Raw genomic sequence first — 14,257 nt, forward strand, 5'->3', positions numbered from 1 at the left:
GGTACTCAGACGTGAAAATCCTCGTTGATGAAAATATGCCTTACGCCCGTGAGCTGTTTAGCCGCCTGGGTAACGTTAAGGCTGTCCCTGGTCGCCCGATCCCGGTCAACGAACTGGATGACGCAGACGCGCTGATGGTGCGCTCGGTGACTAAAGTAAATGAGGCGTTGCTTGCCGGTAAAGCGATTAAGTTTGTCGGAACCGCAACGGCAGGGACCGATCATGTGGATGATAAATGGCTGAAGCAGGCCGGAATCGGTTTTTCCGCCGCGCCGGGCTGTAACGCCATTGCCGTTGTGGAATACGTTTTCTCCTCCCTGCTGATGCTGGCCGAGCGCGACGGGTTTGCGCTGAAGGACCGCACCGTGGGGATTGTCGGCGTGGGTAACGTCGGCGGGCGCCTGCAAAAGCGCCTTGAAGCGTTAGGGATCCGCACGCTGCTGTGCGATCCGCCGCGTAAAGATAACGGCGATGACGGGGATTTCCGCTCGCTGGATGAGCTGGTTGAACAGTGTGACGTGCTGACGTTCCACACGCCGCTGTTTAAAGAGGGGCCGTATAAGTCGCTGCATCTTGCTGACGAGGCGCTGATCCGTCGTCTGAAGGCTGGCACTATTCTGATAAATGCCTGCCGTGGTCCGGTGGTAGATAACGCCGCGCTGCTGACATGCCTGAACGAAGGACAAGACCTCAGCGTGGTGCTGGACGTCTGGGAGCCGGAGCCGGATCTCAACGTTGAGCTGCTTAACAAGGTGGATGTGGGCACGGCGCATATCGCCGGTTATACCCTGGAAGGCAAAGCCCGCGGTACCACGCAGGTCTTCGAAGCCTACAGCGCCTTTATCGGCCATCCGCAGCAGGTGGCGCTGGATACCTTACTCCCCGCGCCTGAATTTGGCCGCATTACCCTGCATGGTCCGCTCGATCAGGCAACGCTGAAAAGGCTGGTGCATTTGGTGTATGATGTGCGCCGCGATGATGCGCTGCTGCGTAAAGTGGCGGGGATCCCGGGTGAGTTTGATAAGCTGCGCAAGAACTACGTTGAGCGCCGCGAGTGGTCTTCCCTGTATGTAATATGCGACGACGCCCCGGCGGCGACGCTGCTGCATAAGCTGGGATTTAACGCCGTTCATCACCCGGCGCATTAATGTCTTCTTAATGCTCCCTGTCGGATACTCCGGCAGGGACGCTTTTTTATTTCTGGAGTAAACCACCATGTCTGAAGGCTGGAACATTGCCATTTTAGGTGCCACGGGTGCCGTGGGCGAAGCCCTGCTCGAAACCCTTGCTGAGCGTCAGTTCCCGGTGGGCGATATCTATGCGCTGGCCCGTACCGACAGCGCAGGTGAGCATCTGCGTTTTAACGGTAAATCCGTCATGGTTCAGGACGCGGCCGCGTTCGACTGGACGCAGGCGCAGCTGGCGTTTTTCGCCGCGGGCGCTGAAGCGACGGCTGCGTACGTTGAAGAGGCGACTAACGCTGGCTGCCTGGTGATCGACCTGAGCGGTCTGTTCTCAATGGAGCCGGATGTGCCGCTGGTGGTGCCGGACGTGAACCCGTTTGTGCTGGCTGACTACCGCAACCGTAACGTCATTTCGGTCCCGAACGGCCTCACCAGCCAGCTGCTGACCGCCCTGAAACCGCTGATCGACGACGGCGGCCTGTCGCGCATTACCGTCACCAGCCTGCTGTCCGCGTCCGCGAACGGCAAAAAGGCCGTTGACGCGCTGGCCGGGCAGAGCGCGAAACTGCTGAACGGTATCCCGATTGACGAAGACGATTTCTTTGGCCGCCAGCTGGCGTTCAATATGCTGCCGCTGCTGCCGGACCGCGAGGGCTCCGTGCGCGAAGAGCGCCGTATCGTCGATGAAGTGCGTAAAATTCTGCAGGACGATGGCCTGATGATTTCCGCGAACGTCGTGCAGTCCCCGGTCTTCTACGGTCACGCGCAGATGGTCGGTTTTGAAGCGCTGCGTCCGCTGGCGGCAGAAGAGGCGCGCGACGCGTTTGGCCGCGGTGAAGACATCGTGCTCTCTGAAGAGAGCGAGTTCCCGACCCAGGTTGGCGATGCCACCGGCAGCGCGCATCTTTCCGTTGGCTGCGTGCGTAACGATTACGGCATGCCGGAGCAGGTTCAGTTCTGGTCCGTTGCCGACAACGTTCGCTTTGGCGGCGCGCTGATGGCGGTCAAAATCGCTGAAAAACTGGTGCAGGAGTACCTGTACTGATGTCAGACGTGGAACAAAAGCCGGTCCATAGAATTGCCCTCGGAATTGAGTACGACGGCAGTAAATATTATGGCTGGCAGCGTCAGAACGAGGTGCGCAGCGTCCAGGAGAAGCTGGAGAAAGCGCTCTCTCAGGTGGCAAACGAGCCGATTAACGTCCTGTGCGCGGGACGTACGGACGCGGGAGTTCACGGCACGGGGCAGGTGGTGCACTTTGAAACCACCGCCGTGCGTAAGGATGCCGCCTGGACGCTGGGTGTAAATGCGAATTTGCCTGGTGACATTGCGGTGCGTTGGGTAAAAGCTGTGCCGGATGATTTTCACGCGCGCTTCAGCGCCACGGCGCGTCGCTACCGTTATGTCATCTACAACCAGCGCCTGCGTCCGGCGGTGTTAAGCCAGGGCGTGACGCATTTTTATGAACCGCTTGATGCGGAACGTATGCATCGCGCGGCGCAGTGTCTGATTGGTGAAAATGACTTTACGTCGTTTCGTGCGGTGCAGTGTCAGTCCCGCACGCCGTGGCGCAACGTCATGCACATAAACGTCAGCCGTTTTGGCGCGTATGTGGTGGTGGATATTAAAGCCAATGCCTTTGTACATCATATGGTTAGGAATATTGTGGGCAGCCTGATGGAAGTGGGTGCCGGACACCAGCCGGAGAGCTGGATTGCAGACCTGCTGGCAGCGAAGGACAGAACGCTTGCGGCAGCCACGGCGAAAGCGGAAGGATTGTATCTGGTCTCAGTAGACTATCCGGATCGATTTGACCTGCCGAAACCGCCAATGGGCCCGCTGTTTTTAGCGGACTAAACAAAGGTGCAATTAGGGCTTAGACAATATGGATGTAATACGTTTTCTGATTGATTTCATTCTGCATATTGATGTTCACCTGGCAGAGCTGGTCGCGCAGTATGGCGTCTGGGTTTACGCCATTCTGTTCCTCATTCTGTTTTGTGAAACCGGTCTGGTCGTTACCCCATTCCTGCCAGGGGATTCACTGCTGTTCGTTGCCGGGGCGCTATCGGCGTTACCCACTAACGATCTGAACGTGCATCTTATGGTTGTGCTGATGGTGATTGCCGCCATTGTCGGTGATGCGGTCAACTATACGATTGGACGGGTGTTCGGTGAGCGGCTTTTCAGCAATCCTGATTCGAAAATTTTCCGTCGCAGCTATTTAGACAAAACCCATGCGTTTTATGAACGCCATGGCGGGAAAACCATTATCCTTGCGCGTTTTGTGCCTATTGTGCGCACATTTGCACCGTTTGTGGCGGGAATGGGGCATATGTCCTATCGTCATTTTGCTGCATACAACGTGGTTGGCGCGCTGCTGTGGGTACTGCTGTTTACCTACGCAGGCTATCTTTTTGGCGATCTCCCGGTGGTGCAGGAAAACCTTAAGTTACTGATTGTAGCGATTATTGTGCTTTCCGTACTGCCTGGCGTTATCGAAATCATTCGTCACAAACGTGCGGCGGCAAAACAAGCGAAGTAAATGCACGCTGGCGGTTCGACCACTTTTTTATCCAAAGTTTCGGGCTGTTATGTTTTAATGTGCAACATTCATGGTCTGTTGGAGGCAAAAATGGCATTATTCGCCTCTTATAGCAAAACTGGCATACGACCAGGTTCAGGCAGAAAGGTTATCAATGAGCTGGATTGAACGAATTAAAAGCAACATTACCCCAACGCGCAAAGCGAGCATTCCTGAAGGGGTATGGACGAAGTGTGATAGCTGCGGTCAGGTTCTGTATCGCGCAGAGCTGGAGCGCAACCTTGAGGTGTGTCCGAAGTGTGACCACCATATGCGTATGTCGGCGCGCAACCGCCTGCATAGCCTGCTGGACGAAGGCTCTCTGGTAGAGCTGGGTAGCGAACTTGAGCCAAAAGACGTGCTGAAGTTCCGCGATTCCAAAAAATACAAAGATCGTCTGGCCTCTGCACAGAAAGAGACCGGCGAGAAAGACGCGCTGATCGTCATGAAAGGCACCCTGCATGAGATGCCGGTTGTCGCCGCTGCCTTTGAGTTCTCCTTTATGGGCGGCTCAATGGGCTCCGTGGTCGGTGCGCGCTTCGTGCGTGCCGTTGAGCAGGCGCTGGAAGACAACTGTCCGCTGATTTGCTTCTCTGCCTCCGGCGGTGCGCGTATGCAGGAAGCGCTGATGTCGCTGATGCAGATGGCGAAAACCTCTGCTGCGCTGGCGAAAATGCAGGAGCGCGGTCTACCGTACATCTCTGTGCTGACCGACCCAACCATGGGCGGCGTCTCCGCGAGCTTCGCGATGCTGGGCGACCTGAACATCGCTGAGCCAAAAGCGCTGATCGGCTTTGCGGGTCCTCGCGTTATCGAGCAAACCGTTCGTGAAAAACTGCCGCCGGGCTTCCAGCGCAGTGAGTTCCTCATTGAGAAAGGCGCTATCGATATGATCGTCCGCCGTCCGGAAATGCGCCTGAAGCTGGCGAGCATTCTGGCGAAGCTGATGAATCTGCCAGCGCCGAACCCGGATGAGCCGCGCGAAGGCGTGGTGGTACCGGATCAGGAACCCGAGGCCTGATAACTGAAAAGGGCAGGGCCGGTTGGCGCTGCCCTTTTGCTTTCTAATCTGTTAATGACAACCGGGCATTATGGAAAATAAAAGCATTCCTCAAGCCACGTCGCCCCTGGCCGCGTGGCTTTCTTATCTGGAAAACCTGCACAGTAAAACCATCGATATGGGGCTTGAGCGCGTAAGCCAGGCCGCCGCGCGTCTTGATGTGCTCAAACCGGCACCTTTTGTGTTCACCGTCGCGGGTACCAACGGTAAAGGCACCACCTGCCGCACGCTGGAATCTGTCCTGATGGCCGCGGGTTACAGGGTAGGCGTTTACAGCTCTCCACACCTGGTCCGCTACACCGAGCGGGTTCGCGTGCAGAACAGCGAGCTGCCGGAGTCGGCGCATACGGCGTCGTTCGCGGAAATTGAAGCCGCGCGCGGTGAGATCTCATTAACCTATTTTGAATACGGCACCCTGTCGGCTCTGTGGCTGTTCAAACAGGCGCAGCTGGATGTGGTGATTCTTGAGGTTGGCCTCGGCGGACGTCTTGATGCGACCAATATGGTGGATGCGGACGTGGCGGTGGTCACCAGCATCGCGCTGGACCATATCGACTGGCTGGGACCGGATCGTGAAAGCATTGGCCGCGAGAAGGCCGGTATTTTCCGGGCGAATAAACCCGCCGTGGTCGGCGAGCTGGACATGCCGCACACCATTGCTGACGTGGCAAATGAGAAGGGCGCGCGTCTGCTGCGCCGCGGCGTTGACTGGCAGTATGAGGTTCAGGATAACGGCTGGCGCTTTAGCGATGCCCAGGGCGCGCTGGACAACCTGCCGCTGCCGCAGGTGCCGCAGCCGAACGCGGCCACCGCGCTGGCGGCACTGCGCGCCAGCGGATTAGCGGTCAGCGAGCAGGCAATTCGCGACGGCATTCAGAGCGCAATTCTGCCCGGGCGCTTCCAGATTGTCAGCGAGTCACCGCGCCTGATTCTGGACGTGGCGCATAACCCGCATGCGGCGGCGTATCTCGCGGGACGTCTCAAATCGTTACCAAAAACCGGGCGCGTGCTGGCGGTTATCGGTATGCTTCATGATAAAGATATCGGCGGGACGCTGGCCTGCATGGAGACTGTGGTCGATAGCTGGTATTGTGCTCCTCTGGAGGGGCCGCGCGGCGCGACGGCTGAGCAGTTGATGGAACATCTCGGCAAAGGCGCAATCTATAGTAGCGTGGCTCAGGCCTGGCATGCCGCGATGGCGGATGCTAAACCAGAAGATACCGTGCTGGTGTGTGGTTCATTCCACACGGTGGCACATGTCATGGAAGTGATGGACGCGGGGAGAACCGGTGGCGAGTAAGTTTCAGAACCGTTTAACAGGAACCATTGTGCTGGTCGCGCTCGGGGTGATTATTCTCCCGGGTCTGCTCGACGGGCAGAAAAAGCATTATCAGGACGAGTTTGCCGCTATTCCGCTGGTGCCGAAACCGGGTGACCGCGATGAGCCGGATATGCTGCCAGCGGCGACGCAGGCGCTGCCTGCTCAGCCGCCGGAAGGCGCGGCGGAAGAGGTGCGTGCAGGCGATGCCGCCGCACCGTCGCTCGATCCGTCTCGTCTGGCGGCAGCGAGCAGCAGCGATATCGATCCGGTGCCGGTAGAGCAGCCTAAACCCGTTGAAAAACCGAAGCCGGTTGAGAAGCCGCAGCCGAAACCGCAGCGGGATAAAGCCGCAGAGCAGCTGGCTGCCGCATCAGAAACCCCACCGCCGGCAAAACAAGACGCGGCACCGACCGGAAAAGCGTACGTTGTGCAGCTCGGCGCGCTGAAAAACGCCGATAAGGTCAACGAGGTCGTGAGCAAACTGCGCAGTGCGGGATATCGTGTTTACACTTCACCTTCCACGCCGGTGCAGGGTAAAATTACCCGTATCCTCGTGGGGCCAGAAGCGTCCAAAGATAAGCTTAAGGGTTCGCTGGGCGAGCTGAAGCAGATCTCCGGCCTGAGCGGCGTGGTGATGGGCTACAGCGCGAACTGATAAGATCTACCCCTCACCCTAACCCTCTCCCCAGAGGGGCGAGGGGATGGTTTGCTCCCTCTCCCTTGAGGGAGAGGGCTGGGGTGAGGGGGAATGGCAGACGTCCAAAGAGACGTAATGAGCCAACGGCGTTGAACATTTTTTCAGCGCCTTTTTTATTTACGCGCGGGAAGGAAATCCCTACGCAAACGTTTTCTTTTTCTGTTAGAATTCGCCCCGAACTGGATGACAGGGCGTTAAATCGTGGGACACATATGGTCTGGATTGATTACGCCATCATTGCGGTGATTGGTTTTTCCTGTCTGGTTAGCCTGATCCGTGGCTTTGTTCGTGAAGCGTTATCGCTGGTAACCTGGGGTTGTGCTTTCTTTGTTGCCAGTCATTACTACACTTACCTGTCTGTCTGGTTCACGGGCTTTGAAGATGAACTGGTCCGAAACGGAATTGCCATCGCGGTGCTGTTTATCGCAACGCTGATTGTCGGCGCTATCGTGAATTACGTGATAGGTCAGCTGGTCGAGAAAACCGGTCTGTCAGGAACGGACAGGGTGCTCGGGATCTGTTTCGGGGCGTTACGAGGCGTGCTGATTGTGGCCGCGATCCTGTTCTTCCTGGATACCTTCACCGGGTTCTCCAAAAGCGAAGACTGGCAGAAATCGCAGCTCATTCCAGAGTTCAGCTTCATCATCAGATGGTTCTTTGACTATCTGCAAAGCTCGTCGAGTTTTTTGCCCAGGGCATAAACCCTGAGATGTGGCTTAACGAGGAAAAGACGAATGTGCGGTATTGTCGGTATCGCCGGTTTCATGCCGGTAAACCAGTCGATTTATGACGCGTTAACGGTGCTTCAGCACCGTGGGCAGGATGCTGCGGGTATCATCACCATTGATGCAAACAACTGCTTCCGTTTACGCAAGGCGAATGGCCTGGTAAACGATGTGTTTGAAGCCCGCCATATGCAGCGTCTGCAAGGTAATATGGGGATCGGTCACGTTCGTTATCCTACTGCTGGCAGTTCCAGCGCCTCCGAGGCACAGCCTTTCTACGTCAACTCACCGTATGGCATCACCCTTGCTCATAACGGCAACCTGACCAACGCGCATGAGCTGCGTAAAAAGCTGTTCGAAGAGAAACGTCGCCACATTAACACCACCTCTGATTCTGAAATCCTGCTCAATGTGTTCGCCAGCGAGCTGGATAACTTCCGTCACTACCCGCTGGAAGCAGACAACATCTTTGCTGCGATTGCCGCGACCAACCGCCAGATCCGCGGCGCGTACGCCTGCGTAGCGATGATTATCGGTCACGGCATGGTGGCCTTCCGCGATCCAAACGGCATTCGTCCCCTGGTGCTCGGCAAGCGCGACCTTGGCGATGGCCGTACCGAATATATGGTTGCCTCTGAGAGCGTGGCGCTGGATACCCTGGGCTTTGAGTTCCTGCGTGACGTTGCGCCGGGCGAAGCGGTCTATATCACCGAGAAGGGCCAGCTGTTTACCCGCCAGTGTGCCGATAACCCGGTCAGCAACCCGTGCCTGTTTGAATACGTTTACTTTGCCCGCCCGGATTCCTTCATCGACAAGATTTCCGTCTACAGCGCGCGCGTCAACATGGGCACCAAGCTGGGCGAGAAGATTGCCCGCGAGTGGGACGATCTCGACATCGACGTGGTTATTCCTATCCCGGAAACCTCCTGCGATATCGCGCTGGAGATCGCCCGCATCCTGGACAAGCCATACCGTCAGGGCTTCGTGAAGAACCGCTACGTTGGCCGCACCTTTATCATGCCGGGCCAGCACCTGCGCCGTAAGTCCGTGCGCCGCAAGCTGAACGCCAACCGCGCGGAATTCCGCGACAAGAACGTTCTGCTGGTGGATGACTCCATCGTTCGCGGCACCACCTCTGAGCAGATTATCGAGATGGCGCGCGAAGCGGGTGCGAAGAAAGTTTACCTGGCCTCTGCAGCGCCGGAGATTCGCTTCCCGAACGTGTACGGCATCGATATGCCAACCGCCAACGAGCTGATCGCTCACGGCCGTGAAGTGGATGAAATTCGCCAGATCATCGGTGCCGACGGCCTGATTTTCCAGGATCTAAACGATCTCATCGACGCGGTGCGTGCCGAGAACCCGGAAATCCAGCAGTTTGAATGTTCCGTGTTCAACGGTATTTACGTGACCAAAGACGTTGACCAGCAGTACCTCGACTATCTTGATTCTCTGCGCAACGACGATGCGAAAGCCGTTCAGATGCAGAACGATCTTGAAAGCTTAGAGATGCACAACGAAGGTTGATGCTCCGGCAGGTGAGGGCGAATGCCCTCACTTGCAACTCCCCGCAAAATCCTGCACAGTCTGCCCTGAAATCAGTAAGGGCGAAAATCATGAAACGACTCATTGTTGGGCTCAGCGGCGCCAGCGGCGCGATTTACGGCGTACGTCTGTTACAGGTTCTGCGTAACGTGGCGGAAGTCGAGACCCATCTGGTGATGAGCCAGGCGGCGCGGCAGACCCTCTCTCTGGAAACCGATCTCTCCCTGCGCGATGTTCAGGCACTGGCGGACGTGGTTCACGATGCCCGTGATATTGCCGCCAGCATCTCCTCAGGCTCGTTTAAAACGGCCGGCATGGTTATCCTGCCCTGTTCGATTAAAACGCTCTCCGGCATTGTGAACAGCTATACCGACACCCTGGTGACGCGCGCGGCGGATGTGGTGCTGAAGGAGCGTCGTCCTCTGGTGCTCTGCGTGCGGGAAACGCCGCTGCATCTCGGCCATCTGCGTTTAATGACCCAGGCCGCCGAGCTTGGGGCCATCATCATGCCGCCGGTTCCGGCGTTTTATCATCGCCCGACCTCGCTGGACGACGTGATTAATCAGACCGTTAACCGCGTGCTGGATCAGTTTGACATCGACCTGCCTGAAGATCTCTTCACCCGCTGGCAAGGGGCCTGATTCTGTGCACAAACAGAGTGCATGAAAAGAGACGTTGCCCTGTTTCAGGGCAATTATGCAACGGCGATCATATCCTCGACATTTAATTCGTTTTTTCCCTTTTTCTCTTTCCGGTTCGTTCGGCAGACCTGCTATCTTTCACCATTAAGGCAATATCGCAACGTTTTATTAACATATTTAACGTCGAAGTTTTGACCAGACGGCAATGTGGCATAAGACCTGCAAGATGAAGCCTGCAACACAACACACAACACAATACATAATAAAATCACGGTACTTGAGGGTAAATGTATGAAGAAGACGGTTCTGGCTCTGTCTTTGCTCGTGGGGTTAAGTGCGGCAGCAGGTAGCTACGCAGCGCTTCCACAGACGGTTCGTATCGGTACAGACGCAACCTATGCGCCATTCTCTTCCAAGGATGCGAAAGGCGATTTCGTGGGGTTTGATATCGATCTGGGAAATGAAATGTGCAAACGCATTGCGGTGAAATGCACATGGGTGGGCAGCGACTTTGACGCGTTAATCCCGTCGCTGAAAGCCAAGAAAATCGACGCCATTATCTCTTCTCTTTCCATCACCGAAAAACGCCAGCAGGAGATTGCCTTCTCTGACAAGCTCTACGCCGCGGATTCTCGCCTGATTGCGCCGAAAGGCTCCCCGATTAAGCCAACCATCGACTCGCTGAAAGGCAAGCATGTTGGCGTGCTTCAGGGGTCGACGCAGGAAGGTTATGCCAATGCGACCTGGCGTGAGAAGGGCGTAGACGTGGTGGCTTACCAGAACCAGGATCTGATTTACTCTGACCTGGCCGCAGGCCGTCTGGATGCGGCATTCCAGGATGAAGTCGCCGCGAGCGAAGGCTTCCTGAAACAGCCTGCGGGTAAAGACTATGCGTTTGCGGGCCCGTCGGTAAAAGACAAAAAATACTTTGGTGACGGCACCGGTATTGGCCTGCGTAAGGATGATACCGAGCTGAAAGCCGCCTTCGACAAAGCCTTTGCAGAGCTGCGTAAAGACGGTACTTACGACAAACTGGCGAAGAAATACTTCGACTTCAACGTATACGGTGAATAATGCCTGACGCTAACGCACCGCAAAGGTGCGTTGCGGGAGCGGTTGACCCAATGCGGTGCATTTGTTGCACCGTATTGGATCGCTTTGTGCATACTTACGCATTTATAATGCAAAAATTCCCGCCTGAAGGGCATTAGTCTTTGCCTGAAAGAGGGGATTAATGGCACATTAGCACCACCCCGTCGTCGTAAAAATCCCGTATGAAGACAGTTTGTTGAGGACAAATATGAAAAAACTCGTGTTGTCACTATCTCTGGTGCTGGCCTTTTCCAGCGCCACCGCGGCATTCGCAGCCATTCCGCAGAAAATTCGGATTGGTACCGATCCAACCTATGCGCCGTTCGAATCGAAGAATTCAAAGGGTGAACTGGTCGGTTTTGACATCGATCTGGCCAATGAGCTGTGCAAACGCATCAAAGCACAGTGTACCTACGTTGAGAACCCGCTGGATGCGCTGATCCCGTCCCTGAAAGCGAAAAAAATCGACGTAATCATGTCCTCGCTCTCCATCACCGAAAAACGCCAGCAGGAGATTGCCTTCACCGACAAACTCTACGCGGCCGATTCTCGTCTGGTGGTGGCTAAAGCTTCTGACATTCAGCCAACGCTGGAGTCCCTGAAAGGCAAACGCGTCGGCGTGCTGCAGGGCACCACGCAGGAAACCTACGGCAACGAACACTGGGCGCCGAAGGGGATTGAAATCGTCTCCTATCAGGGCCAGGAAAATATCTACGCTGACCTGACGGCAGGTCGAATTGATGCGGCATTCCAGGATGAAGTCGCGGCAAGCGAAGGCTTCCTGAAAACGCCGGTGGGTAAAGATTACAAGTTTGGCGGCCCGTCCATTAAGGACGTGAAGTTGTTTGGTGTGGGCACCGGCATGGGCCTGCGCAAAGAAGACAATGAGCTGCGTGAGGCGCTGAACAAAGCGTTTGCTGAAATGCGCGCTGACGGCACCTACGACAAGCTGGCGAAAAAGTATTTTGATTTTAATGTTTACGGCGGCTAATCGCCCCGTCAAATAACGTGCGGCCCCTCCCGGTGCGGGAGGGGAAAAGACACGGTTCCACCACTCACGATACGACAGGGCTCGCGGTATGCTGTACGGATTTTCTGGCGTTATTTTACAGGGCGCGCTTGTCACCCTTGAGCTGGCTATCAGCTCCGTGGTGCTGGCGGTGCTGATAGGTCTGGCGGGCGCAGGGGCGAAGCTTTCGGCTAATAAACCGCTGGCGCTCATATTTGAAGGCTACACCACGCTTATTCGCGGCGTTCCCGATCTGGTGCTGATGCTGCTTATCTTTTACGGTCTGCAGATTGCGCTTAACAGCGTAACGGACGCGATGGGCATGGGACAAATTGATATCGACCCGATGGTGGCCGGTATTATTACCCTCGGTTTTATCTACGGTGCCTACTTCACTGAAACCTTCCGCGGCGCTTACATGGCCGTGCCGAAAGGCCACATTGAGGCGGCAACCGCATTTGGTTTTACCTCTTCACAAACGTTTCGTCGGATTATGTTCCCGGCCATGATGCGCTATGCGCTGCCGGGCATCGGCAACAACTGGCAGGTTATCCTCAAAGCCACCGCGCTGGTCTCGCTGCTCGGTCTGGAAGACGTCGTGAAAGCGACTCAGCTGGCGGGCAAGAGCACCTGGGAGCCGTTCTACTTTGCGGTGGTCTGTGGCGTGATTTATCTGGTCTTTACGACCGTCTCCAATGGTGTGCTGCTTCTGCTCGAGCGTCGCTACTCCGTGGGTGTGAAGAGGGCTGACCTGTGATTGAGATTATTCAGGAATACTGGAAATCGCTGCTGTGGACGGATGGCTACCGCTTTACCGGCGTGGCGATTACGCTCTGGCTGCTGATCTCCTCCGTGGTGATGGGCGGCATTCTGGCGGTGTTTCTTGCTATTGGCCGCGTGTCGAACAATAAATTTATCCAGTTCCCGATCTGGTTGTTTACCTACGTGTTTCGCGGTACGCCGCTGTACGTGCAGCTGCTGGTGTTCTATTCGGGAATGTATACGCTTGAGATCGTAAAAGGCACTGAGATGCTGAATGCGTTCTTCCGCAGCGGCCTGAACTGTACGGTGCTGGCGTTGACGCTCAACACCTGCGCCTACACCACCGAGATTTTCGCCGGGGCAATTCGCTCTGTCCCTTACGGTGAGATTGAAGCGGCGCGCGCGTACGGCTTTTCCTCGGTGAAACTTTATCGCTGCATTATTCTGCCGTCGGCGCTGCGTATCGCGTTACCGGCGTACAGTAACGAAGTGATTTTGATGCTGCACTCCACCGCGCTCGCCTTTACCGCGACGGTGCCGGATCTGCTCAAAATCGCGCGCGATATTAACTCCGCGACCTATCAGCCGTTTACCGCGTTTGGCATTGCGGCGGTGCTCTATTTAATTATCTCTTATGTTCTGATTAGCCTGTTCCGTAAGGCTGAAAAACGCTGGTTGCAGCATATAAAACCTTCTTCGACGCACTGAGAAAGATGATGGCTGAGAACAAATTAAACGTTATTGATTTGCACAAACGCTACGGCGAACATGAAGTGCTGAAAGGGGTGTCGCTGCAGGCGAATGCGGGCGACGTGATCAGTATTATCGGCTCATCCGGCTCGGGTAAAAGTACCTTCCTGCGCTGCATTAACTTCCTCGAAAAACCGAGCGAAGGCTCGATTGTGGTGAGCGGGCAGAATATTAACCTGGTCCGTGACAAAGACGGCCAGCTGAAGGTCGCGGATAAGCACCAGCTGCGCCTGCTGCGTACGCGCCTGACGATGGTGTTCCAGCACTTCAACCTCTGGAGCCACATGACGGTGCTGGAGAACGTGATGGAAGCACCGATTCAGGTGCTGGGCCTGAGCAAGCAGGAAGCCCGCGAGCGCGCGGTGAAATACCTGGCGAAAGTGGGTATCGACGAGCGCCAGCAGATGAAATACCCGGTGCATCTCTCCGGCGGTCAGCAGCAGCGCGTCTCCATCGCCCGCGCGCTGGCGATGGAACCGGAGGTGCTGCTGTTCGACGAACCGACCTCCGCGCTGGACCCGGAACTCGTTGGCGAAGTGCTGCGCATCATGCAGAAGCTGGCCGAAGAGGGCAAAACGATGGTGGTGGTGACGCACGAGATGGGCTTCGCCCGTAACGTCTCGAACCACGTTATCTTCCTGCATCAGGGGAAAATTGAAGAGCAGGGCCACCCGGACGAGGTGCTGGCGAACCCGCAAAGCCCGCGTTTGCAGCAGTTCCTCAAAGGATCTCTGAAGTAAAGAGGGCATCAGACCGCAGTGCAGCCCAATCGCCCGGTGGCGCTTCGCTTACCGGGCCTACGGACTGGGTGTTCTCCCTCTCCCTGTGGGAGAGGGTTGGGGTGAGGGCATCAGCCCGCAGTGCAGCCAATCGCCCGGTGGCGCTTC

15 protein-coding genes are annotated in these 14,257 nt (G+C 56.2%); all 15 read left to right on the forward strand.

Features of this window, described 5'->3' with window-relative positions:
* The first annotated feature begins 11 nt into the window (after positions 1–11).
* The 15 genes from pdxB to hisP all read left to right on the forward strand — a co-directional run bounded on the left by pdxB (position 12) and on the right by hisP (position 14,110).
* On the forward strand, positions 12–1,148 hold the full coding sequence (pdxB, locus tag UR289_RS10985) for a 4-phosphoerythronate dehydrogenase PdxB (RefSeq protein WP_032659211.1): 1,137 nt from the start codon (positions 12–14) through the stop codon (positions 1,146–1,148).
* Between the two features lie 67 nt (positions 1,149–1,215).
* Positions 1,216–2,229, forward strand: a complete 1,014-nt coding sequence (locus UR289_RS10990) for an aspartate-semialdehyde dehydrogenase (RefSeq protein ID WP_320710093.1) — start codon at positions 1,216–1,218, stop codon at positions 2,227–2,229.
* On the forward strand, positions 2,229–3,041 hold the full coding sequence (gene truA / locus UR289_RS10995) for a tRNA pseudouridine(38-40) synthase TruA (RefSeq protein WP_023312566.1): 813 nt from the start codon (positions 2,229–2,231) through the stop codon (positions 3,039–3,041). Before UR289_RS10990 ends, truA begins: the two co-directional genes overlap by 1 nt.
* 28 nt (positions 3,042–3,069) lie before the next feature.
* Complete coding sequence (locus UR289_RS11000) at positions 3,070–3,729, forward strand: DedA family protein (protein WP_039263236.1); 660 nt, start codon at positions 3,070–3,072, stop codon at positions 3,727–3,729.
* Positions 3,730–3,883: 154 nt separating this feature from the next.
* On the forward strand, positions 3,884–4,789 hold the full coding sequence (gene accD / locus UR289_RS11005; protein WP_003861408.1) for an acetyl-CoA carboxylase, carboxyltransferase subunit beta: 906 nt from the start codon (positions 3,884–3,886) through the stop codon (positions 4,787–4,789).
* Between the two features lie 70 nt (positions 4,790–4,859).
* A complete protein-coding gene (gene folC / locus UR289_RS11010) occupies positions 4,860–6,128 on the forward strand; it encodes a bifunctional tetrahydrofolate synthase/dihydrofolate synthase (RefSeq protein WP_320710095.1) in 1,269 nt (422 codons plus the stop codon).
* Positions 6,118–6,804, forward strand: a complete 687-nt coding sequence (gene dedD / locus UR289_RS11015; protein ID WP_039263233.1) for a cell division protein DedD — start codon at positions 6,118–6,120, stop codon at positions 6,802–6,804. Before folC ends, dedD begins: the two co-directional genes overlap by 11 nt.
* Positions 6,805–7,058: 254 nt before the next feature.
* Positions 7,059–7,547, forward strand: coding sequence for a colicin V production protein (gene cvpA / locus UR289_RS11020; RefSeq protein ID WP_000262116.1), 489 nt, complete (start codon positions 7,059–7,061; stop codon positions 7,545–7,547).
* A 33-nt stretch (positions 7,548–7,580) separates the two neighbouring features.
* On the forward strand, positions 7,581–9,098 hold the full coding sequence (gene purF / locus UR289_RS11025; RefSeq protein WP_024908947.1) for an amidophosphoribosyltransferase: 1,518 nt from the start codon (positions 7,581–7,583) through the stop codon (positions 9,096–9,098).
* Between the two features lie 89 nt (positions 9,099–9,187).
* Entirely contained in the window at positions 9,188–9,757 is a 570-nt protein-coding gene (locus tag UR289_RS11030; RefSeq protein WP_029740194.1) for a UbiX family flavin prenyltransferase, read from the forward strand.
* Between the two features lie 291 nt (positions 9,758–10,048).
* Positions 10,049–10,831 (forward strand): lysine/arginine/ornithine ABC transporter substrate-binding protein ArgT, encoded by a 783-nt coding sequence (gene argT, locus UR289_RS11035; RefSeq protein ID WP_023312560.1) that lies wholly within the window; start codon positions 10,049–10,051, stop codon positions 10,829–10,831.
* Between the two features lie 226 nt (positions 10,832–11,057).
* Positions 11,058–11,840, forward strand: a complete 783-nt coding sequence (gene hisJ / locus UR289_RS11040) for a histidine ABC transporter substrate-binding protein HisJ (protein ID WP_023336423.1) — start codon at positions 11,058–11,060, stop codon at positions 11,838–11,840.
* 88 nt (positions 11,841–11,928) lie between these two features.
* Entirely contained in the window at positions 11,929–12,615 is a 687-nt protein-coding gene (locus UR289_RS11045; protein ID WP_014832782.1) for a histidine ABC transporter permease HisQ, read from the forward strand.
* Complete coding sequence (locus UR289_RS11050; protein ID WP_008502590.1) at positions 12,612–13,328, forward strand: ABC transporter permease; 717 nt, start codon at positions 12,612–12,614, stop codon at positions 13,326–13,328. Before UR289_RS11045 ends, UR289_RS11050 begins: the two co-directional genes overlap by 4 nt.
* A gap of 8 nt (positions 13,329–13,336) precedes the next feature.
* Positions 13,337–14,110, forward strand: coding sequence for a histidine ABC transporter ATP-binding protein HisP (hisP, locus tag UR289_RS11055; RefSeq protein ID WP_023312558.1), 774 nt, complete (start codon positions 13,337–13,339; stop codon positions 14,108–14,110).
* Positions 14,111–14,257: the final 147 nt, after the last annotated feature.

The organism is Enterobacter sp. 302C9, from assembly GCF_034106085.1.
Lineage (GTDB): Bacteria > Pseudomonadota > Gammaproteobacteria > Enterobacterales > Enterobacteriaceae > Enterobacter > Enterobacter asburiae_B.

Coding starts and splice junctions, on each gene's coding strand:
- UR289_RS10990 (WP_320710093.1), top strand. CDS start 1,216: ATGTCTGAAGGCTGGAACATTGCCATTTTAGGTGCCACGGGTGCCGTG.
- truA (WP_023312566.1), top strand. CDS start 2,229: ATGTCAGACGTGGAACAAAAGCCGGTCCATAGAATTGCCCTCGGAATT.
- UR289_RS11000 (WP_039263236.1), top strand. CDS start 3,070: ATGGATGTAATACGTTTTCTGATTGATTTCATTCTGCATATTGATGTT.
- accD (WP_003861408.1), top strand. CDS start 3,884: ATGAGCTGGATTGAACGAATTAAAAGCAACATTACCCCAACGCGCAAA.
- folC (WP_320710095.1), top strand. CDS start 4,860: ATGGAAAATAAAAGCATTCCTCAAGCCACGTCGCCCCTGGCCGCGTGG.
- cvpA (WP_000262116.1), top strand. CDS start 7,059: ATGGTCTGGATTGATTACGCCATCATTGCGGTGATTGGTTTTTCCTGT.
- purF (WP_024908947.1), top strand. CDS start 7,581: ATGTGCGGTATTGTCGGTATCGCCGGTTTCATGCCGGTAAACCAGTCG.
- UR289_RS11030 (WP_029740194.1), top strand. CDS start 9,188: ATGAAACGACTCATTGTTGGGCTCAGCGGCGCCAGCGGCGCGATTTAC.
- argT (WP_023312560.1), top strand. CDS start 10,049: ATGAAGAAGACGGTTCTGGCTCTGTCTTTGCTCGTGGGGTTAAGTGCG.
- hisJ (WP_023336423.1), top strand. CDS start 11,058: ATGAAAAAACTCGTGTTGTCACTATCTCTGGTGCTGGCCTTTTCCAGC.
- UR289_RS11045 (WP_014832782.1), top strand. CDS start 11,929: ATGCTGTACGGATTTTCTGGCGTTATTTTACAGGGCGCGCTTGTCACC.
- hisP (WP_023312558.1), top strand. CDS start 13,337: ATGGCTGAGAACAAATTAAACGTTATTGATTTGCACAAACGCTACGGC.